Origin of the sequence: Nesterenkonia populi, from assembly GCF_007994735.1 — a bacterium.
In the GTDB taxonomy this organism is placed as follows: domain Bacteria; phylum Actinomycetota; class Actinomycetes; order Actinomycetales; family Micrococcaceae; genus Nesterenkonia; species Nesterenkonia populi.
On the sequence record NZ_VOIL01000001.1, the window covers coordinates 2038815 to 2058898 of the forward strand.

General features: G+C 67.8%; 20 protein-coding genes. 10 read left to right on the top strand and 10 right to left on the bottom strand.

Translation table 11 applies throughout. The features are described from left to right. Positions 1-30: 30 nt before the first annotated feature. The 9 genes from FWJ47_RS09455 to pcaH are packed head-to-tail and all read right to left on the bottom strand — an operon-like array spanning position 31 to position 7434. Entirely contained in the window at positions 31-750 is a 720-nt protein-coding gene (locus FWJ47_RS09455; protein WP_147107357.1) for a type 1 glutamine amidotransferase, read from the bottom strand. A gap of 53 nt (positions 751-803) precedes the next feature. Beyond that, entirely contained in the window at positions 804-1454 is a 651-nt protein-coding gene (locus FWJ47_RS09460) for a 3-oxoacid CoA-transferase subunit B (RefSeq protein WP_147107359.1), read from the bottom strand. After that, positions 1451-2158, bottom strand: coding sequence for a 3-oxoacid CoA-transferase subunit A (locus FWJ47_RS09465; protein WP_147107361.1), 708 nt, complete (start codon positions 2156-2158; stop codon positions 1451-1453). Before FWJ47_RS09465 ends, FWJ47_RS09460 begins: the two co-directional genes overlap by 4 nt. 18 nt (positions 2159-2176) lie before the next feature. After that, entirely contained in the window at positions 2177-3376 is a 1200-nt protein-coding gene (locus tag FWJ47_RS09470; RefSeq protein ID WP_147107363.1) for a thiolase family protein, read from the bottom strand. Continuing rightward, on the bottom strand, positions 3373-3816 hold the full coding sequence (gene pcaC / locus FWJ47_RS09475; RefSeq protein ID WP_147107365.1) for a 4-carboxymuconolactone decarboxylase: 444 nt from the start codon (positions 3814-3816) through the stop codon (positions 3373-3375). The genes FWJ47_RS09470 and pcaC overlap by 4 nt, the downstream gene beginning before the upstream one ends. Further along, complete coding sequence (locus tag FWJ47_RS09480) at positions 3813-4610, bottom strand: alpha/beta fold hydrolase (protein WP_147107367.1); 798 nt, start codon at positions 4608-4610, stop codon at positions 3813-3815. Before FWJ47_RS09480 ends, pcaC begins: the two co-directional genes overlap by 4 nt. Continuing rightward, entirely contained in the window at positions 4607-6007 is a 1401-nt protein-coding gene (locus tag FWJ47_RS09485; protein ID WP_147107370.1) for a lyase family protein, read from the bottom strand. Before FWJ47_RS09485 ends, FWJ47_RS09480 begins: the two co-directional genes overlap by 4 nt. After that, positions 6004-6600: a protocatechuate 3,4-dioxygenase subunit alpha gene (pcaG, locus tag FWJ47_RS09490; protein WP_147107372.1), complete on the bottom strand. Its 597-nt coding sequence runs from the start codon at positions 6598-6600 to the stop codon at positions 6004-6006. The genes FWJ47_RS09485 and pcaG overlap by 4 nt, the downstream gene beginning before the upstream one ends. A 3-nt stretch (positions 6601-6603) precedes the next feature. Beyond that, complete coding sequence (pcaH, locus tag FWJ47_RS09495) at positions 6604-7434, bottom strand: protocatechuate 3,4-dioxygenase subunit beta (RefSeq protein ID WP_147107375.1); 831 nt, start codon at positions 7432-7434, stop codon at positions 6604-6606. 173 nt (positions 7435-7607) lie between these two features. Here pcaH and FWJ47_RS09500 point away from each other — a divergent pair, with 173 nt between their 5' ends. The 7 genes from FWJ47_RS09500 (at position 7608) to FWJ47_RS09530 (ending at position 14726) form a co-directional block, all read left to right on the top strand. Beyond that, positions 7608-9383, top strand: coding sequence for a bifunctional sugar phosphate isomerase/epimerase/4-hydroxyphenylpyruvate dioxygenase family protein (locus tag FWJ47_RS09500; protein WP_147107378.1), 1776 nt, complete (start codon positions 7608-7610; stop codon positions 9381-9383). A 106-nt stretch (positions 9384-9489) separates the two neighbouring features. Then, on the top strand, positions 9490-10086 hold the full coding sequence (locus tag FWJ47_RS09505) for a TRAP transporter small permease (protein ID WP_147107381.1): 597 nt from the start codon (positions 9490-9492) through the stop codon (positions 10084-10086). Continuing rightward, the gene (locus FWJ47_RS09510) at positions 10083-11357 is read left to right on the top strand and encodes a TRAP transporter large permease (RefSeq protein WP_147107384.1); all 1275 of its coding nucleotides are present in this window, start codon (positions 10083-10085) and stop codon (positions 11355-11357) included. The genes FWJ47_RS09505 and FWJ47_RS09510 overlap by 4 nt, the downstream gene beginning before the upstream one ends. Beyond that, positions 11354-12256, top strand: coding sequence for a shikimate dehydrogenase (locus tag FWJ47_RS09515; protein ID WP_246126248.1), 903 nt, complete (start codon positions 11354-11356; stop codon positions 12254-12256). Before FWJ47_RS09510 ends, FWJ47_RS09515 begins: the two co-directional genes overlap by 4 nt. Positions 12257-12273: 17 nt before the next feature. Next, the gene (locus tag FWJ47_RS09520) at positions 12274-13311 is read left to right on the top strand and encodes a DctP family TRAP transporter solute-binding subunit (RefSeq protein ID WP_147107386.1); all 1038 of its coding nucleotides are present in this window, start codon (positions 12274-12276) and stop codon (positions 13309-13311) included. 81 nt (positions 13312-13392) lie between these two features. Then, entirely contained in the window at positions 13393-14028 is a 636-nt protein-coding gene (locus FWJ47_RS09525) for a TetR/AcrR family transcriptional regulator (protein ID WP_147107389.1), read from the top strand. Further along, positions 14025-14726 (top strand): HAD hydrolase-like protein, encoded by a 702-nt coding sequence (locus tag FWJ47_RS09530; RefSeq protein ID WP_147107391.1) that lies wholly within the window; start codon positions 14025-14027, stop codon positions 14724-14726. The genes FWJ47_RS09525 and FWJ47_RS09530 overlap by 4 nt, the downstream gene beginning before the upstream one ends. Here the strand turns inward: FWJ47_RS09530 and FWJ47_RS09535 are convergent. Further along, positions 14692-16017: an MFS transporter gene (locus FWJ47_RS09535; protein WP_147107393.1), complete on the bottom strand. Its 1326-nt coding sequence runs from the start codon at positions 16015-16017 to the stop codon at positions 14692-14694. The genes FWJ47_RS09530 and FWJ47_RS09535 overlap by 35 nt on opposite strands. Positions 16018-16156: 139 nt before the next feature. On the opposite strand from FWJ47_RS09535, the gene FWJ47_RS09540 reads away from it, so the two are divergent. The 3 genes from FWJ47_RS09540 to FWJ47_RS09550 all read left to right on the top strand — a co-directional run bounded on the left by FWJ47_RS09540 (position 16157) and on the right by FWJ47_RS09550 (position 20065). Further along, positions 16157-16726 carry a TetR/AcrR family transcriptional regulator gene (locus tag FWJ47_RS09540; protein WP_147107395.1) on the top strand — a complete coding sequence of 190 codons (570 nt, stop codon included), beginning with the start codon at positions 16157-16159 and terminating at the stop codon, positions 16724-16726. A 70-nt stretch (positions 16727-16796) separates the two neighbouring features. Continuing rightward, positions 16797-17462, top strand: coding sequence for an MBL fold metallo-hydrolase (locus FWJ47_RS09545; protein WP_147107399.1), 666 nt, complete (start codon positions 16797-16799; stop codon positions 17460-17462). Continuing rightward, a complete protein-coding gene (locus tag FWJ47_RS09550; protein ID WP_246126249.1) occupies positions 17459-20065 on the top strand; it encodes a DEAD/DEAH box helicase in 2607 nt (868 codons plus the stop codon). Before FWJ47_RS09545 ends, FWJ47_RS09550 begins: the two co-directional genes overlap by 4 nt. Positions 20066-20084: the final 19 nt, after the last annotated feature.

A 20084-nucleotide genomic window follows, 5' to 3' on the forward strand; every position in this document is an offset into this window, starting at 1 on the left:
CTCGAACAAACGTTCGATGCGCGGGTCGGCCTATGCGGCTCCGCCGGCGCGGCAGACGTCCACGAACCGTTCTGCCAGGGGCCGGAAGCTGGCCTCAATCTCTGCGGCCTGATCACGGAACCCGGTGAGGACCTGCTCAGTGCTCTCCCCCGCCTGGGGGACCAGCGAGCCTTCGGCAGCGGCCCAAGCACGAACGGTGTGCTCGTCGGGCTCGGGGTGGAACTGCAGGGACCAGGAGAACTCCCCCATCCGGAATGCCTGCACGGGCGCATCGGTCCCCTCGACCAGGTGGACGGCGCCTTGGGGCACGCCGGCGATCTCCTCCTGGTGCCAGAGAACGGCTTTGGGCTGCGGAGGCAGCCCGGCGAAGAGGGGGTCCTGGGATGCTTCGGGCCGCAGCGTGAGCTGGTGCACCCCGACCTGAGGCTTATCACGGCGAAAGACGTCGACCCCGTAGGCGACGGCGCAGAGCTGGGCGCCGAGGCAGATGTTCAGCGCAGGGAAGGTCCCGTCCACGGCACGCTTCTGCAGGGCGCGGACCGCAGGCAGCCAGGGCCAGTGGTCATCCCGCTGAGGTGCGGCGGTGCCGCCGAGGACGAGGAGCCCGTCGACGTCGTCGAACCCTGCGGGGACCGCCTCGCCCTGGTCGGGACGGCACATCACCAGCTGCGCCCCGGCATCCTCGAGCCAGGCGCCGAGCCGGCCGATCCCGACGGCCTCCTCATGCTGAATCACCAGAATCTTCGTCACCGGAGGAAGTCTAGGGGCGCAGCGGCTCGCACGCGGAGCTCGTCCGGCTCCGGTCAGAGTATGGTCAGGTCCACATCCAGCCGACTCTGAATCTCTTCGGCGGTGAGTCCGTAGGCCTCACGCAGCGACACGGTGGTTCCTTGGCGGCCACGTTCGATGAGGAAGACTCCGTGGTCGGTGTAGACCCGGCTGACGCACCCCAGGCCTGTGGCCGGGTAGCTCAGCTCGGGCACGATCTTCGGGCTGCCGTTCTTGGCGAAGAGGCTCATCATCACGAAGACGTCCTTAGCCCCGGTCGCCAGATCCATCGCGCCGCCGACGGCCGGGATCGCGTCAGGTGCGCCGGTGGACCAGTTCGCCAGGTCTCCGGCCCCGGAGACCTGGAAGGCCCCGAGCACGCAGACGTCCAGGTGCCCGCCGCGCATCATCGCGAAGGAGTCTGCATGGTGGAAGTAGCTGGCACCGGCAAGCTCAGTGACAGGGATCTTGCCGGCATTGATCAGATCGGTGTCGATCTCCTCGCCCGCTGCCGCCGGACCCATGCCGAGCATGCCGTTCTCAGTGTGCAGGGTGATTCCCTGCTCGGCGCTGAGGTAGTCAGAGACTTTGGTGGGCTGGCCGATGCCCAGATTCACATAGGAACCCGGAGCAATATCGGCAGCGACCAGACGTGCCAGGTCCTCCCGGCCGAGGGTGCTGCTCATACGGTGAGCCTTCCTTCCTTGCGCGCGGCCTCGCCCGAGGCTGTGCGAACCACGGTGAGCGTGTCCACGAAGAGGCCGGGGGTGATGACGTTCTCGGGGTCCAAGGATCCGGTGGGCAGAACCTCCTCGACCTGGACAATCGTCCGATCTGCGGCGGCGGCCATCACCGGTCCGAAGTTCCTGGCCGTCTTGCGGTAGGTGAGGTTTCCGGCCCCGTCCGCGGCGAGTGCTTTGATCAGGGCGACATCGCCGCGCAGCGGGTATTCGAGGACATAGTGCCGGCCGTGAATCTCACGGACCTCCTTGCCCGCAGCCAGGGGGGTGCCGTACCCGGTGGGGGTGAAGAAGGCTCCGATGCCGGCCCCGGCAGCCCGCAGCCGCTCGGCGAGGTTGCCCTGCGGGACCAGCTCCAGCTCAATCTGACCGGCCCGGTATGCCTCGTCGAAGTGCCAGGAGTCCGACTGCCGGGGGAACGAGCAGATGATCTTGGCCACCCGCCGCTCCTTGATCAGCAGCGCCAGACCGGCATCGCCTTGCCCGGCGTTATTGCTGACCACGGTCAGGTCCCTGGCCCCCGATGCCAGCAGCGCATCGATGAGCTCATGGGCCTGCCCGGCATTGCCGAAGCCTCCCATGAGCACAGTGGCCCCGTCAGCGATGCCTGCCACGGCCTCTGCAGGATTGGGTGCGATGATCGTCGACATCTGTGCAGTCAGTGCCTCTCAGCTGTTGGTGTTCTCAAGGACAACGGCCAGGCCCTGGCCCACGCCGATACAAAGGGTCGCCACTCCCCACCGGGCCCCGGTCGATTCCAGACGGGCGGCCAGAGTGGACAAGCAGCGGGTGCCCGAGGCCCCCAGCGGATGACCGATGGCCACCGCTCCGCCCCAGGCATTGACGATCTCAGGGTCAATCCCCCAAGCATCGATGCAGGCCAGCGACTGAGCAGCGAACGCCTCATTGAGCTCCACCGCGTCGACGTGGTTCCAGCTGATCCCTGCATGGGACAGGGCCCGGCTGGTCGCTTCCACGGGCGCGTAGCCGAAGAACTGCGGTTCGTTGGCGGCCGCGCCCCAGCCGGCGATGCGGGCTTTGGGGCTCAGTCCGAGCTTCTCCCCACCGGCCGCAGATCCGATCCAGGCGGCGGAGGCGCCGTCGTTCATCGGGGATGCGTTTCCGGCGGTGACAGTCCCGCCCTCCTTCCGGAAGACGGTGCCCAGCCCGGCCAGGCTCTCCGCGGTGACGGTCTCCCGCAGAGTCTGATCCCGCCGAAGATCCGTCCCCGGCACCATCACGGTGAGCTCCTCATAGTGCCCGGCCTCCCAGGCCGCCAGGGCCAACTGATGCGAACGGGCGGCGAACTCGTCCTGACGCTCACGGGTGATGCCGTACTTCTCCCGCAGCTGCTCAGTGGCCTCCCCGAGGGAGACGGTCCATTCCTCAGGCATGCGTTCGTTGATGAGTCGCCATCCCAAGGCAGTGTTGGCCAACTCGAGGTTCTGCATGGGGTATGGACGCTCGGTCTTGGGCAGCACCCACGGGGCCCGGGACATGGACTCCACTCCCCCGACCAGCACGACCTCGGACTCCTGAAGTCGGATCTGGCGAGCGCCCTGGATCGCGGCGTCGAGCGAGGAGCCGCAGAGCCGGTTGACTGTGCTGGCAGGGACCGTGGTGGCTCCCCCGGCCAGCAGCCAGGCCATACGCCCCACATTGCGGTTCTCCTCCCCCGCACCATTGGCGTTGCCGAAGATCACCTCCCCCACCGCATCACCGGCACCCTCAGCAGTGATGCCCGGAGCACGATCGACCAAGGCGCTGATGACCAGCTCCGCCAAATCGTCCGGACGCACCCCCGCCAAGGCGCCGCCCGCCTTGCCGAAAGGAGTCCGCACCCCCTCATAGAGATATGCCTCGTTCACTGCTTCTCCTCGGGCTGGACGGTGTCTTGGGCTGGTTCGCGCTCTTCGGCGAGGACGCGTTGGGCGATGCCGAAGGCGACGTTGGCGGCGGGAACGGAGCAGTAGACGGCCGACTGCAGGAAGACCTCTTTGATCTCCTCGCGGGTGAGGCCGTTGCGCCGGGCTGCCCGCACGTGCATCTCAAGCTCGTGCCAGTAGCCGCCGGCGGTGAGGGCGGTCAGCGTGATGATGGAGCGGGACCTGCGGTCCAGGCCGGGGCGGGTCCAGATGGTGCCCCAGGCGTGGCGGGTGATCATCGACTGGAACTCTTCGGTGAGCTCATCGGCGGCGTTGGTGGCACGGTCCACGTGCTCGTCGCCGAGCACCTCTCGGCGGACGGCCATGCCGTCGTCGTAGATCTGCTGCCCGGTGCGGGGCTCGTGCTGGTGGGGGCTGGTCATGCGAGAAACTCCTTCAGCAGCTCTGCGGTGGCCTTGGGGTCTTCGACGGGGGCCTGGTGCGCGACGCCCTCAAGGGCTGCGGCACGGCCCTGGGGCACGCCGGCTGCGATCGCCTCGGCATCGGCGGGCGGACAGACGGTGTCTTCGGCACCTGCTACGGCGAGCACGGGGCTGGTCACCGCAGCCAGTCTTTCGGTGAGGTCATAGCCGGCCAGTGCACGGCAGGCGGAGGCGTAGGAGCGTCGGTCTGCCTGCTGCAGGGAATGAAGCAGCGGGGCGGCACGTTCTGGGTGCCTCTGCAGGAAGCCGGAGGCGAACCACCGTTTGGCGGAGCCTTCGACCATGGTGGGGGTTCCTGCCTGTGCTACTAGGTCGGCCCGCTCGTTCCATGCCTCGGCAGTTCCGATCTTCGCCGCTGAGCAGATGACGGCCAGCTTGGCGAAAGCGTCGGGGCGCTCCACGGCCAGGGTGAGGCTGACTGCGCCTGCGATGGACACGCCTGCGTGGAACCGGGGCAGAGCAGGGTCGACGAGGCCGTGCTCTGACGAGGCATGGTCTGCGCTGTCGATGACAGCCGATGCCAGGTCCACCAGGCTGAACGGCTCGCTGTGCGGGGCGGAGCGCCCGTGCCCGGGCAGGTCCCATCCGACCACGGTGAAGTGCTCGGCAAGATGAGGCAGAGCCGGCTCCCAGAGCGCAGCCACTGAAGTTCCCAGCGAGGGTCCGACCATCAGCAGGGGGCGGGGCTCCGCGGCCCCTGGAGTCAGGAGCGTGGGCGTGAGGGTCAGGCTCATGCGGGGTCACCCCCTCCCCGGCTGTGGGCGGCGAGGGCCGCGTCGATGAAGTCGTCAGCCCGTCCGAGGTATCCGGACGGGTCCAGTGCGAGGTCGACGCTTTCCACGAGCTGTTGGACATCGGCGTCCGCGGACGGCGATTCCTGCAGCTCCTCGAGGAGGGCTGCACGGAGATCGACGCCTTCGGAGAGGCTTGCGCGAAGAAGGTTCTGCATCTGCTCCCGCCCGCCGGGAAGCTGACGGGCCAGGCTGAGCATGAGTCTCTCGGAGAGCAGGGAGGCCCCGGCGGCAGTGAGGTTCGCGGTCATTCGACCGGCGTCGGCCTCCAGTCCCTGGAAGAGAGCGGCTGCCCGTGCGGCGGCACCGCCTGCCAGCCTGAGAAGCTCCCGCACAGCGGGCCATTCGGCATGCCAGGCGCCGTCGGGGCGTTCGTCGTTGGCTGCGGCCGCCGCCTGGTACAGCGTGCTCAGGTGGCCGGGGGCGCTCAGCGCAGCGGAGCGGATGAGCACCGAGAGAGACGGGTTCTGCTTCTGCGGCATCGCCGAGGAGCCGCCCTTGCCAGGGGCTGCCGGTTCACGGAGCTCTCCGACCTCTGGGCGCTGCAGCGTCAGCACGTCTCCCGCCGCCTTGCCGAGGGCCGCGGCGACCCCAGCCAAGGCAGAGCCGATCTCGAGGACGGACTGGCGCTGCACCTGCCAGGGCAGTGCCGGCACCGCCAGTCCGAGCGTCTCGCCCAGGCGGAGGGTCATCTGGGCTGCCCTGCCGGCCCCGGCAATCTCAGTCAGGGCGGCCTGGGTGCCGACCGCCCCGCCCCACTGGAGGCTGAGCCCGGCCTGTGCGGCACGAAGACTGCTCGAGGCCGAGGTGATCCCGTCCAGCCACACTGCCGCTTTCATGCCGAAGACCGTCGGCAGTGCGTGCTGGGCCAAGGAGTGCGCGGTGCACAGGGTCGATCGATGAGCATCGGCTGTCTCAGCCAGCGCCGAAGCTGCCTGGTCAAGATCAGGGAGCGCCCGCTCTGCGCTGCGCCGGACCATCAGCATCATCGCTGTGTCCATGATGTCCTGGCTGGTGGCGCCCTGGTGAAGGGCCGAATCGTCCGCTCCACGGCTGGCAAGCTCAGTGCGAAGAGCAGCGACGAGGGGGATGACGGGGTTGCCGCCGCCTGCGGCAGCGGCGGCCAGTCGCTGCGGATTCAGGGAGGAGACCTGCTCCGGGGACCGGGCGATTCCGGCGAGCGCCTCCGCGGAGGCCTGTGACGCCAAGCGGTGCTCGGCCAGCACGTGGCCCCAGGCTGCTTCGACGTCCAGCAGCGCCTGGATCAGCTGGGTCTCTGACGTGGTCTCTGCCACGTCGGTTCCGGCCCATGCGGGGGCGAAGAGGCTTGCTTCCGTCATGCTTCCGGCCCTGCCGGTGCGGGCGTGCGGGGGTAGGTCAGGAAGACCGTCTCCCCATCGCCCTGCAGGCGTATGTCGAAGCGCAGCCCTCCGTCGGGTTCGCGCTCTGCGATGAGCGTCTCCCGGTGTTCGGCGTCGAGCCCTGCAAGCAGGGGATCTGCCGCCAGCGCCTCGGAGTGCTCGGGGAGGTATGCGCGGGTGAATAGACGATCCAGCAGGCCGCGCGCAAAGACGCACACCATGATGAAGGGAGCCTTTCCCGCTGCGGCTGTCCCGGGGTTCACCGTGGTGAAGGTGAAGTGCCCGGCGTCGTCCACGGGGGTCCGGCCCCATCCGGTGAAGGTGTATCCGTCACGCTTGAGGGAGCCGGGGGATTGAGCGATGCGGCCTTCGGCGTCGGCCTGCCAGATCTCGATGAGGGCATCCGGCACGGGGCTTCCCACCCCGTCCCGCACTGTGCCGTGGAACCGGATGGCTCCGGGACGGGCGGGGTGGACCAGCTCGTGGCCGCTGTCGAAGGGGAGCGCGTAGCCGTAGAAGGGGCCGATGGTCTGAGCCGGGGTCGGCATCAGGCTGAGAGACGCGTCAGGCATGGTTCAGTGCTCTCCTTCCTCCGGCTCTGACCAGGTCCGGTTGGACCCGGAGAGCACGATGTCCCAACGGTAGCCGGTGGCCCACTCGTGCTCGGAGACGGAATGGTCATATTGGGCGACCAGCCTGTCACGGGCGCGCTGATCGACAATGGACTGGTAGATCGGGTCCAGGGCGAACAGGGGGTCCCCCGGGAAGTACATCTGGGTGATGATGCGCTGGGTGAAGTCAGTGCCGAAGAGGCTGAAGTGGATGTGCGCCGGGCGCCAGGCGTTGTAGTGGTTCTTCCACGGGTAGGGCGCCGGCTTGATGGTGGTGAAGGTGTATTCGCCGTCAGCGCCTGTGATGGCACGTCCGACGCCGGTGAAGTTGGGGTCCAGCGGAGCCGGGTGCTGGTCCCGCTTGTGCACGTACCGGCCGGCGGCGTTGGCCTGCCACACCTCGATGAGCTGGCCCGCGACCGGCCGGCCGTCTCCGTCGACGACCCGGCCTGTCACGATGATGCGCTCGCCCACGGGCTCCCCGTTGTGCTGAATGGTCAGATCGGCTTCAAGCGGGTGGACGTCGCGGTCGCCGAAGGCGGGGCTCCACAGCTCGATCTCCTCGGGGTCCGTGTGGTGCAGGGATTTGGTGGGCGCCCGCAGCAGGGAGCTCCGGTAGGGCGGGAAGCTCAGTCGTGAGGTGGTCTCCTCCGGCGCGCCTTCCGCGAGGCCGTCGCGGTAGGCGTCGTGCAGTGCGCCGATCTCCGCAGTGGTCTCCTCCTGGGAGGCGGCTGCGGCATCGGGGTTGGTGCTGACATGCTCCTGCGGCGGGGCCGGCTGCGCCGTGGTGCTCATCGTTGGGCGTCCTCCGTGGGTCTGTGGTGCGGCGGCTGTGACCCGCCTCATACAGATTGAGGGGATGGGATGCCCACGCTCGACGTGAGTCCCATTCAACGAGACTGCGGCCGCCTCATCCGTGATGGTGTTCCAGGTCACATAATTAATGTAACAAATGGTACATTGCAGCTATGCGAACTTCCATCGCCACCGTGTGCCTCTCCGGCAGCCTCACGGAAAAGCTGCATGCCTGCGCGGCCGCAGGCTTCGACGGCGTCGAGATCATGGACACAGACCTCACCATGGCCTACGAGTCCCCGGAGGAGATCAGGGCGCTCTGCGACCGCCTGGGCCTGCGGATCGAGATGTTCCAGCCCTTCCGGGACTTCGAGGGGGTCGCTCCCGCACTGCTTGAGGACAACCTGCGTCGGGCCCGCGCCAAGTTCGAAGTGATGGAGAAGCTCGGCACCGAGCTGGTGCTGGTGTGCAGCAATGCGGCCACCGCGACGGTGGACGACGACGCTGAGATCGCCGCCCAGCTGGGACAGCTCGCCGACCTCGCCGCCGAGTACGGCATCCGCGTGGCCTACGAGGCCCTTGCCTGGGGGCGGCACGTCAACGACTACCGGCACGCCTGGCGTCTGGTCCGAATGGCCGACCGCCCGAACCTCGGAGCCTGCCTGGACAGCTTCCACATCCTGGCCCGCGGCCACGACCCGGCGCAGATCGAAGAGTTCGACGGCGAGAAGATCTTCTTCCTCCAGCTCGCAGACGCGCCCCTGCTGAGCATGGACGTCCTCTCCTGGAGCAGGCACCACCGACTCTTCCCCGGAGAAGGCGGGTTCCCGCTCACAGACTTCCTCGGACATGTCCTTCGCGCCGGCTACGCCGGTCCGCTGTCCCTCGAGGTCTTCAACGACACCTACCGGCAGACCGAAGTCCGCAGCACCGCGGCCCACGCGCGCCGCTCCCTGGCCTGGCTGGCCGACCAGACCTCCGCGGCCAACGGCTGGCAGCACGACCGCCTCCCCTCTTCCCAGGAGCCTGGCGCCGTGGACTTCACGGAGATATCGGCAGCCGACCTCACCGCTCTGGATGAGACCCTGCACCAGCTCGGCTTCACCTTCCGAGGCACCCATCAGACCAAGCCCGTCAGACTGTGGACCTGGGGCCAGGCCCGCATCATCCTCAATGAGCAGACACGCGCCGAGACTCCCCGCCTCAGCGGAATCGGCCTGCAGGTCCAGGACGGCGAAGCCTCACTCCGCCGGGGACTCGCCCTCGGCGCCGAGCGCGCATTCCGGCGGACCTACACCGGCGAGCATGACCTCAGAGCGCTGAAAGCGCCCGACGGAACCCACGTCTATCTCAACGACCTCCCCGCGGAGAACAGCTGGATCCCCGAGTTTCACGGCGGCCAGCAGGATCCCCGGCAGGAGGGGCGGGTGGACCACATCAACCTCTCGTACCGCTGGCATGACTTCGAAGAGGCGGTCCTGTTCTTCCACAGCGTCCTGGGCCTGCGCGCCGACGTCGGGGAGAACGTCGCGGGCCCGGAGGGGCTCGTCCGGAGTCAGGTGATGCGCACCGCCGACAAGACTCTGCGACTGCCCCTCAACCTCGCGCCGCCCACCGCCTCCATGCCGCCTCGGCACATCGCGGTGCACTGCCAGGACATCATCGGCATCGCCCAGAGGGCCAGGGACAACGGCCTCACCTTCCTGCAGGTCCCAGGCAACTATTACCGCGACCTGCAGGCCCGCACGGGCCTCGACCCCACGCTCCTGGGCCAGCTGCAGCGGCTCGATCTGCTCTATGACGCCGATGAGACCGGCGAGTTCATCCACTTCTATACGCCCACGTTCGGGGACCTGTTCCTCGAGGTCGTGGAGCGGATCGACGGCTACGACGGCTACGGCGCCCCGAACGCGCCCATCCGCCTGGCGGCCCAGCGCCGGCCTCGCTGAGCACTCGAGAACCACTCAGCACACACCGATCCGTGTGACCTTTGACACTTAATGTACGAAACAGTACATTGCTTGAAACTGATGTGATTCAGGACACATTTAACCAATGGAGGTTACCGTGCCGGACCCCGTCCAAGGCCATTCCCCCGAGCCTGGCACCCCCACGCCGCGCTCACGGCGAGCTCACGACGCCATCACCCGCCTTGAGCTGGCGTTCGGCTCGCTGATGCTGCTGATGATCCTCGCACTGGTGTTCGCCCAGGCTGCTCAGCGTCACCTGCCCGTGCCCTCCGCCGCATGGACGGGCGAGATCTCACGGTTCGGGCTGGCATGGCTCACCTTCGCGCTGGCAGGAGTCCTGATCACCCTGCGCGGCCACATCACCCTCGAAGTCCTGGACATCCTTCCCCAGCCCCGGCTTGTCCGCTTCGTACAGATCTTCGCCCTGGTGATCACGGCGGTCATCGCCGCCGGGCTGGCACGAGAGGCGCTCACGCTCGTCCAGACCCAGGGCATGCTTCGCTCCCCCGTGCTGCGCATGCCGATGTCCTGGTTCTACGTGCCCGTCCTGCTGGGCATGATCAGCACCGTCATCCGGTCCCTGCTCGGAGCGTGGACTGTCTTCAAGCACGGGCCATACCTCTCCGCAGGCACGAACGCCCCGGCGTCCGCTCCCGGTGCGGCTGAGGAGAAGATCGCATGAGCCTGGTGATCCTCGGCGCGGCCATCGCCGTCCTCCTGATACTCCGAGTGCCCGTGGCCTTTGCCTTCCTCGGCCCCTCTCTGGCCTACATGCTCATGACGGGACAGTCCGCCGGGACCAGCCTCCGGCAGGTGACGGATGCGACGCAGAGCTTCCCGCTCCTGGCGGTGCCCCTGTTCGTCTTTCTCGGCTCACTGGCCAACCACGCTGGCCTTGCCGACAAGCTCTTCCGGTTCGCCATGGCCGCTCTGGCGAGGGTTCGGGGAAACCTCGGCTACGTCACGGTGGGCGGCAGCGTCGGGTTCTCCTGGATGTCGGGATCTGCTGTGGCCGACGCCGCGGCTCTGGGCAAGGTCCAGATCCCCGCCATGCTCCGCAACGGCTACAGCCGCCGCTTCGCCACCGGCCTCTCAGCGTCCTCCTCCCTGATCGCTCCCGTCATGCCTCCTTCGATCCCCGCGGTGATCTATGCGGGCCTCGCCGCAGCCTCCACCGGCGCGCTCTTCGCCGCCTCGGTGGTTCCGGCGCTGCTGATGGCAGCCGGCCTCTGCGTGGTGGTCTTCATCATGGTCCGCCGGCAGCCGAACCTTACGGCCGGGCAGTTCGACATGGCCGAACTCCTCGCATCCGTCCGAGGCGTCCTTCTGCCGGCGGTGACCCCCGTCATCATTCTCGGCGGCATCCTGGGCGGGCTGTTCACCCCCACGGAGGCTGCCGGCGTCGCCGTGGTCTACGTGCTGCTGATCGCAGTGGCCACGCGCTCTCTGAGCTGGCACGGCTTCCTCGCCTCCGTACGCGAGACCGTGATCACCACTGCCGGCATCATGCTGATCGTCGCCGCCGCCGCTCTGCTGGGACACATCCTGGCCAGGGAGCGTCTCCCCCAGATGCTCACCGAGCTGCTCTTCGGCCTCACCGAGTCTCCGATTGTGTTCCTGCTCCTGATCTCCCTGCTGATGCTGGTGCTCGGCACGGTGATCGACGCGACCGCCATTCTCGTCCTGGTCGTCCCGATCCTGCTGCCGATCGCGGGCCAGTACGGGATCGACCCGATCAACCTCGGGCTGGTGCTCATCATGTCCCTGATGATCGGCCTGCTGACGCCGCCTGTGGGCACAGCGCTCTTCGTGACGGCATCAGTATCGGAGACCAGGGTCGGCGAGGTCTTCCGCGGCGCGCTGCCCTTCGCGGTCCCCGCCGTGGTCGTCCTGCTTCTGGTGATCCTGATCCCCGACGTCATCCTCTTCCTGCCGGGGGTGCTTGACCTGTGAGCACCGCATATCTCGGCCGCAGCATCCTCGCCGGCCTGATCGGATACGGGGTCGGCCCCTCCATGACCCCTCCCCTGCATGAGCGGGAAGGCTCCCGGCACGGCTTCCGATACGTGTACCGGACCATTGAGCTCCCGCCCTCGAAGGATGCTCCGCGGCGCCTGAAGCACCTGCTGGACCTGTGCCGGGAGCTGCGCTTCGACGGTCTGAACATCACTTTCCCGGCCAAGCAGACGGTGCTGCCGCTGCTGGACGAGCTCGCCCCGACGGCGCAGCTGGTCGGGGCGGTCAACACGGTGATCTTCCGGGAGGACGGCACAAGCCTCGGCCACAACACGGACGTCACCGGATTTCGGGCCTCTCTGGATGACTCTCTGGCCGACCGTCCCTGCGGACGAACTGTCCTCCTCGGGGCAGGCGGGGCCGGCTCTGCGGCTGCCCATGCCCTGGTGTCCCGCGGGGCCGAGACCCTCACCATCGTCGACGTGGACCGGGCCAAGGTTGAGGATCTGGTCTCGGGCCTGAAGCGTGCCCACGGATTCAGCGCGGCAGCCGCTGCTCCGGACGATCTTCCTGCTCTGCTGCGCTCAGCGGAGGGCATCGTCAACGCCACTCCCTTCGGCATGGCCCACCACCCTGGCACACCGTTCGACACCTCCCTCGTCAAGGCTGAGCAGTGGGTCGCCGATGTGGTCTACCGGCCGGTCCGGACCGAACTCCTCCTCCAAGCAGATGCTCGGGGAGCCTTTACGATCTCCGGCCTCGGCATGGCCATGAACCAGGCCGCCGAGGCGTTCGAGATCTTCACCGGTGAGCCTGCCGATCGCGCAGCCATGCTCACCGACCTCCATGAAATGGTTGCCGCCGAGGCAGCCGCCGACCGTGCAACGACGCACTGAGTGAAAGGAACAGGACCATGCGCACACCGCAGCAGTCCTCCCGCCCCGCCCCACGCACGCCCCGCCTCACCGCCCTGGGGGCCGCCGCCGCCATCCCGGCGCTGGCGCTCACCGGCTGCGGCGGCAATGCCGATGCCGACCCGGAAGCCCTCAGCCTCACACTGGCCCACAGCTACAACGACGGTCAGCCCATGGTCGACTGCGGGGTCAGCACCATTGAGGAGGAGGTCAACGGCGCCGACGCGGGCCTCGCCATCGAAACCTACGGGGCATCCTCCCTGGGCGGCGATACTGATCGCATAGCCGATGTGACCTCAGGCGACATCGACATCGACATCCAAGGGGCCTCCGCGCTCGGATCCGTCTATGAGCCCATCAGCGTGTTCGATGCCGCCTACGCGTTCGACGACGTCGAGCACCTTTCGGCCTTTATGGCGAGCGGGGCCTCCGACGAGGTCATCACCGACTTCTACGAGACCACCGGCATCCACACGCTGGGCGCCTGGTCAGCCGGCTCCAGACACTTCACCGCCAACGACCCCATCCGCCAGCCCGCTGACCTCTCCGGGCTGCAGATCCGGTTCCCGGCCTCTCCCCAGTACCTCATGAACGCTGAGGCGCTGGGCGCCGACGCCACCGAAGTGGCCTTCGAGGAGATCTACCTCTCCCTGCAGCAGGGCGCCGTGGACGGTCAGGAGAACCCCACCAACATCATCGCCGCAGACAACATCGATGAGGTGCAGGACTACGTGAGCCTCACCGCCCACCAGCAGAACACCAACCTCGTGATCATCGGAAGCGTCTGGGATGAGCTGGACGACGAGCAGCAGGAGGTCCTCACCGCCGCTGTGGACCAGGCCGTGGACCAGGTCACCGAGTGCATCGCTGACCAGGAGGAGGAGATCCTGGACGAATGGCGCAGCGCAGGCTCCCCCGAGGTCGTGGACGATGTCGATGTCGATGCGTTCCGCGACCAGGCATTCTCCTATTTGGAGGAGAGCTTCGACGAGGAGTCCCTCGCCGTCTTCGAAGCGATCCGAGGAGAAGGAGAATAGCGCAGAGACCCTCGCCATGCCGTCGGCGTCCACGGACGAGCCCCTCCGTGGGCGCCGACGGCATGTCAGTAGGGTGAGTCCATGACTCAGAGCAACGAACGGCTGAGAGACGCCGAGCGGACACGGGCAGAGGTGCTCTCCGTGGCGACCGAAGTCTTCGCAGACATGGGGTACTCCGGGGCCCGCGTCGACGAGATCGCCCAGCGCACGCGCACCACCAAGCGCATGATCTACTACTACTTCGGCGGCAAGGAGCAGCTGTACCTGGCCGCTCTGGAGAATGCCTACCGCGGCATCCGCCGGGCCGAGCAGCAGCTGGACGTGGGAGGGCTCCCGCCCGCCGACGCCCTACGACGACTCGCCCACCTGACTTTCGACCACCATCTGGAGCACGTGGAGTTCGTGCGGCTGGTCGCGATCGAGAACATCCATCGCGGTGAGTCGATCCGGGCGATCGACGCCGTCCAGGACATGGGAAAGCCGGCGGTGTCCCTCCTGGACCGGATCATCGCCCAAGGTCAGCAGCAGGGCGTTCTTCGGCCGGAGGTCACCGCGCTCGACACCCACCTGCTGATCAGCTCGTACTGCGTGTTCCAGATCGCGAACCAGTACACGTTCAGCCATCTCTTCGACCCGGAGTTCACCTCGCCTGAGCGCCGGGAACAGATGCGGACCCTCATCGGCGACGCTGTGCTCGCCTGGGCGCGCGCCGCATGAGTGCTCCTGCTGTGATCTTCGACCTGGACGGCACATTGGTGGACCCTGCGGGTGCCATCACGGGCGGAATCTCCGCCGCGCTGGAGGCCCACGGCATCACGGTGCCGGATGAGGAGAGGCTGAAGAGCTTCATCGGCCCGCCGCTGGCCGCCAGCCTGAAGGCTCTGCCCGGGGTGACCGAGGAGCTGGTGCCCAAGCTCATCGAGCACTATCGGGACGGATACATGCGCGAAGGGATGGCCGCCTCGGAGGCCTACCCGGGCATCCGGGAGCTTCTGCAGGACCTGCGGCAGCAGGGGCACGCTCTGGCCGTCGCGACCTCCAAGCCTGGTCCTCAGGCCGAGCGTCTGCTGGAGATCCAGGGCCTGCGGGATTCCTTCGACGCTGTTGCCGGCTCCGCGCCGGATGAGAGCATACCGCACACCTCCAAGGGGCCGATCATCGCCTCTGCGCTTGAGCAGCTGGGCCTGCCCAGCGGAGAAGCGACCCCGCCGGGCACAGTGATGGTCGGCGACCGGAGGTTCGACGTCGAGGGGGCAGCATGCCACAGGACCCCCTGCATCGGGGTCACCTGGGGCTACGCGCTCGCAGGCGAGCTGGAGGCAGAGGGTGCAGCCGTCATCGTCGACTCCGCCGAGGAGCTTGCCGGACAGATCACGCGCCTCACGGCGTCCGCTGCTGCGACTTCCTCCTCCTGAACGGACGGAAGGCGGGGCTCTTGTCGGCATCGATGTCCTCTTGGCGAAGGACAGCGATCTCCTCAGTGCGGGTGCTGATGGTCTTGGAGGGGGCGAGTGCGGCGGAGAGGGTCACGGCTGCGGCTGCCGCTGCGAAGGCCGCGGCCGTGCTGAAGCTGTCGATGAGGCCGCCGAGGAGGCCGCCTCCGATCGCCTGCCCGAGCGCCAGCGTGAGGAATGAGAGCCCGACGCCGGAGGCCGGCTGATGGTGGTACGTGCTGGCCGCGGTGATGAGCAGGAGGCCTGTGGTAGCGATGTACGCCGCCCCGAAGAGGCCGGAGGCTGCGACGCTGAGGGTCACCGCGTGGGGCGCGAAGCCGATCAGAGCCGTGGCCGCTGCGATGCCGAGGCAGCTGAACGCCCAGGCGCGAGTGAGGCCGAACCTGTAGGCAAGATCTCCGGCGCCGGCTCCGAGCAGCCCGCACGCCCCCAGGACCGACCACGCGACTGTCGAGCTGGTCTCTCCCTGGCCGCCGATGTCGATGAGGATGTCTCGGCCGAATACCCAGACGGCCGCGGTCCCCACGCCGAGCACCAGTGAGGTCAGAAGCAGCTTCGCCCCGCCTTCAGGCAGAAGCGGGTCAGGCAGCAGGTCCTTGACCATGCGGCGTCGGCCGCCGTGCCAGCGGACCGCGACCGTGTAGGCCTCCGCCTCGCGGGTGCGGGGGATGCTGAAGGCGGCCCACACGGTGACGAGCAGGGCTGCGAGGCTGAACGCCAGCCACGCACCCCGCCACTGCTCCAGCGTCAGCAGCGCCACCGGCCCCGACAGCGCCACGCCGAGCCCGGTTCCCGAGTTCACCATCGCCTGGGTGCGGTCCCGGCGAGCGCGGGGCACACGGAGGGCAACCGCATGGGCCAGCGGCGGAGAGACGATGCCGGTGCTCAGCCCTCCGAGGACGACGCCGAGGGTCAGCACGGCCGCGGAGGGCGCGAGCGCCACCAGTGCCATGCCGATGGTCGCCAGCGCTCCGGCCAGGAGGGCGAGCCGCCGGCTGCCGAAGCGTGGGGTCAGCATCATGGCCGGGTAGATGGCGATGCAGTAGACCCCATAGCTGACTGAGCCGATCAGTCCGACCTGCGTGGGATCAAGGTCGAACTCCGTGCGGAAGGCCGGCACAAAGAGCCCGTAGGCAAAGCGTGCGATGCCGTAGGAGACAGCGATGAGCGCCAGACCTGCTCCTGCGAGCTGTGAGGCTTGGCGGCGGGACAGGGCTTCGGACGCGGTGACGGTCCGCTCGGTGACCGTCATGGGGAGACTCCGCTCATGGGCGCTCCTAGACTTGGGGTGTGAACATTCGGCTCAGACGAGCTGACAGAAGAGATATACAGATCTGTAACCTCTTGGTCATAAGCTACGGGTTACAGATCTGTTTAGTCAAGGAGTGCGCGTGGATGACCAACCCATCGATCTGGACAGCCTCACCCCCGGGGCCCGGACGATCCTCGACGTCGCCTCGCAGCTGTTCTACGAGCAGGGAATCCATTCGGTCGGCGTGGACACCATCGCCGCCGAGGCCGGGGTCACCAAACCCATCCTGTACAAGAATTTCGGCAATAAGGACGGGCTCATCGCCGCCTACCTGCAGAACCGGCACCGGTGGTGGTGGCCCACGCTTGAGGAAGCCATCAGCAAGGCGGACTCTCCCCGGGCCCTCGCGCTCTTCGACGTCTACATGCAGGATGCCAGGACCATCACCCGCGGCTGCGCGTACCTGAACGCCGCGGCGGAGCTGCCTGCGGACCACCGGGCCTACCCGATGATCCGCAGGCACAAGCGCGCGGTCTGCGAACGCCTGCGGGAGCTCATCGAAGAGGACCTTCCCGAGACCCCGAACCTCCAGCGACTGGCTGATCACCTGTTCCTGCTGGCAGAGGGGGCGTTCGCCCACCACCGCATCTACGGCGGAAGCCTGCTCTCGGAGGCCCGGGAGATCGCCCGAGACCTGATGTCCGCCTGAGGCAGCCGCCGGCTCAGCCACTGGCTGCGCGCTGGCGTGTCGGGCCGGTCTGGCACATAGACTGTGCGGCATGCCCGCGGAAAGTTCCCTGATTCACGACCTGCCTGCTGTGACCATCCGCCGCATCGCGGTCTCGGAGATGAGCAACAACGTCTACCTGCTCACCGCGAAGAAGTCGGGAGTCCAGGTGCTCATCGACGCCGCGGATGACATCGATGCGATCCGGGGCCTGATCGCCCAGGCCCCCGAGGACACCCCCTGCTCCCCCGGGCTGAAGGCGGTGCTGACCACTCACCAGCACTGGGACCACATTCGTGCCCTGCCGGAGTTCGACGTCGCCGGCATGGACCTGCTCGCCGGCGAGCGCGACGCCGGGGCGATCGAGGCGGAGAAGGGCGTGAGGATCCGTCGGCGCCTCTCGCACGGGGACACGGTCACCTATGACGGCATCACCTTGGAGGTGATCCATCTGCGCGGGCACACTCCGGGGTCGGTGGCGTTCGCGCTGAGCGTGGAGGACGGTCCGACTCACCTGTTCACCGGTGATTCGCTGTTCCCGGGCGGGGTGGGGAAGACCTGGTCGGGGGAGGATTTCGCGCAGCTGCTCGACGATGTCGAGGCGCGGCTGTTCGAGGTCTACGACGACGACACGGTGGTCCACCCGGGCCACGGCGATCCCACGACTCTGGGCGCCGAGCGCCCGCAGCTGCCGGAGTGGAGGCAGCGCGGCTGGTGAGCGCTCCGCCGAAGCTTGAGAAGCTGTCCGTCAGCTGGGGTGCCCCGGAGCCGGAGGATCTGTTCGCTGCCTTCGAGTCATGGGTCTCGCTCCGGGAGCTGAGCCTCTACCCGGCCCAGGAGGATGCGGTCGCCGAGCTGGCGGAGGGGCACCATGTGATCATGGCGACCCCCACGGGCTCGGGGAAGTCGATGGTGGCGCTGGCCGCGCACTTCTTCGCGCTCTCACGGGGTGAGCGCAGCGTCTACACGGCTCCGATCAAGGCGCTGGTCTCGGAGAAGTTCTTCTCTCTGGTGGAGGTCTTCGGCGCTGAGAACGTCGGGATGGTCACCGGGGACTCGTCGGTGAACGCGGATGCGCCGATCGTCTGCTGCACCGCTGAGATTCTCGCCAACGAGGCGCTGCGCGAGGGGCCCCAGGCGAACGTGGGCCCGGTCATCATGGATGAGTTCCACTTCTACGCGGACCCGCACCGCGGCTGGGCCTGGCAGGCCCCGCTGATCGAGCTCCCGCAGGCGCAGTTCCTGCTGATGTCGGCCACCCTCGGCGATACGTCCGGGTTCCAGCGGCGCATCGCCGAGCGCACGGGCCGCGACATCGTCACCGTCTCCTCGGCCGCCCGGCCGGTGCCGCTGGACTACGAGTACTCGACCACTCCCCTGGTTCAGAAGCTTGAGCAGCTCGCCGAGACCGGAAAGGCTCCGGTCTATGCGGTGCATTTCTCGCAGCGGGCCGCCGCGGAGCAGGCTTCGGGGCTGATGAGTCTGAGCCTGCTCTCCAAGGCGGAGCGGGAGCGGCTGACGGAGCGGCTCTCAGGGTTCCGGTTTTCCAAGGGCTACGGCAAGGACCTGGCCCGGCTGCTGAAGTCCGGGGTGGGTGTCCACCACGCAGGCATGCTGCCGAAGTATCGGCGGCTGGTGGAGCAGCTGGCCCAGGAGGGGCTGCTGAAAGTGATCTCCGGCACTGACACGCTCGGCGTCGGGATCAATGTGCCGATCCGCACGGTGCTGATCACTGCCCTGTCGAAGTTCGACGGGGAGCGGGTGCGGCAGCTCGGCGCCCGTGAGTTCCACCAGATCGCTGGGCGGGCCGGCCGGGCCGGGTATGACACGGAGGGCACTGTGGTGGTGCAGGCTCCCGAGCACGTCATCGAGAACGAGGCCGCGCTGCGCAAAGCTCAGGCCAAGCACGGCGGGGACGAGGCCAAAGTCTCCCAGGCCATGAAGTCCAAGCCGAAGAAGAAGCCTCCGGAGGGCTTCGTCTCCTGGTCGGAGAAGACGTTCGAGAAGCTCACCGAGGCCCAGCCCGAGCCGATGGTCTCCCGAATGCAGGTCACCTATGCGATGGTGCTGCATCTGCTGAACCGGCCCGAGGACCCTATCGTGGCGATGCGCCGGCTCATCACCTCCTCGGATGAGTCGAAGGCGCGGCAGGCTCAGCTGCAGCGTCGGGCTCTGCAGATCCTCCGGGAGCTGCTGACCGCCGGGGTGCTGGAGAAGTTCGACGAGCCGGATGAGGACGGCCGGACGGTGGACCTCACTGTGGAGCTGCAGGACGACTTCGCCCTGAACCAGCCGCTGGCTCCCTTCGCGGTGGCGGCACTGGAGCTGCTGGACCCGGAGTCGGAGACCTACGCGCTCGATGTCGTCAGCGCCATCGAGTCCATCCTCGACACCCCCTACCAGGTCACCGGCGCCCAGGTGAAGAAGCTCAAGGGCGAGCGCATCGCCGAGCTGAAGGCTGAGGGGGTCGACTACACCGAGCGGATGCGGATCCTGGACGATATGTCCCACCCGCAGCCGTTGGCGGAGCTGCTCACCCAGCAGTTCGAGGTCTACCGCTCCTCCGCCCCGTGGGTGGCCGACCATGAGCTCGAGCCCAAGAGCGTGGTCCGGGACATGGTGGAGCGGGCGTTCACCTTCATCGACGCGATCAACTTCTACGGGCTGGCGCGCAGCGAGGGGGTGCTGCTGCGGTATCTGACCGACGCGTACCGGACGCTGCGGCAGACCGTGCCGCAGGAGAAGGTCACCGAGGAGCTGGAGGATCTCACCGAGTGGCTGGGCGAGCTGGTCCGTCAGACCGACTCCTCCCTGCTGGAGGAGTGGGAGCGCCTGGCTGCCGGTGATGACCCGGCCAAGCTCGCTGAGCTCGAGCGAAAGCAGCAGGAGCAGGCCGAGCCGGGGGCGTCCTCGGGCGTCACCGGCAACAAGCGCGCGTTCACGGTCATGGTCCGCAACGCGATGTTCAGGCGGGCGGTGCTGTTCGCCCAGGAGAAGGAGCGGACCCTGGCCGAGCTGGAGCCGGAGGGCTCGGAGTTCGCCGAGGCCGACCGGTGGGGTGAGGCTCTGGACGCGTTCTTCAGTGAGTACGACGACGTCTATGTGGACGCCAAGGCTCGCGCAGCCGGTCTCTTTCGCCTCGACAGCAGCCCCGCTGACGCCCCTGACCCCGAGGGCCGGTTCTGGCACACGGCCCAGGTCCTCGACGATGATCAGTCCAACCACGACTGGGCCATCCACGCCTGGGTCGACCTCAATGCCTCAGACGAGGCCGAGACCCCCGTGATCCGGGTCTATCGAGTCGGAGAGCGCCGATCTTGACTCGGTGACCATTGAATCA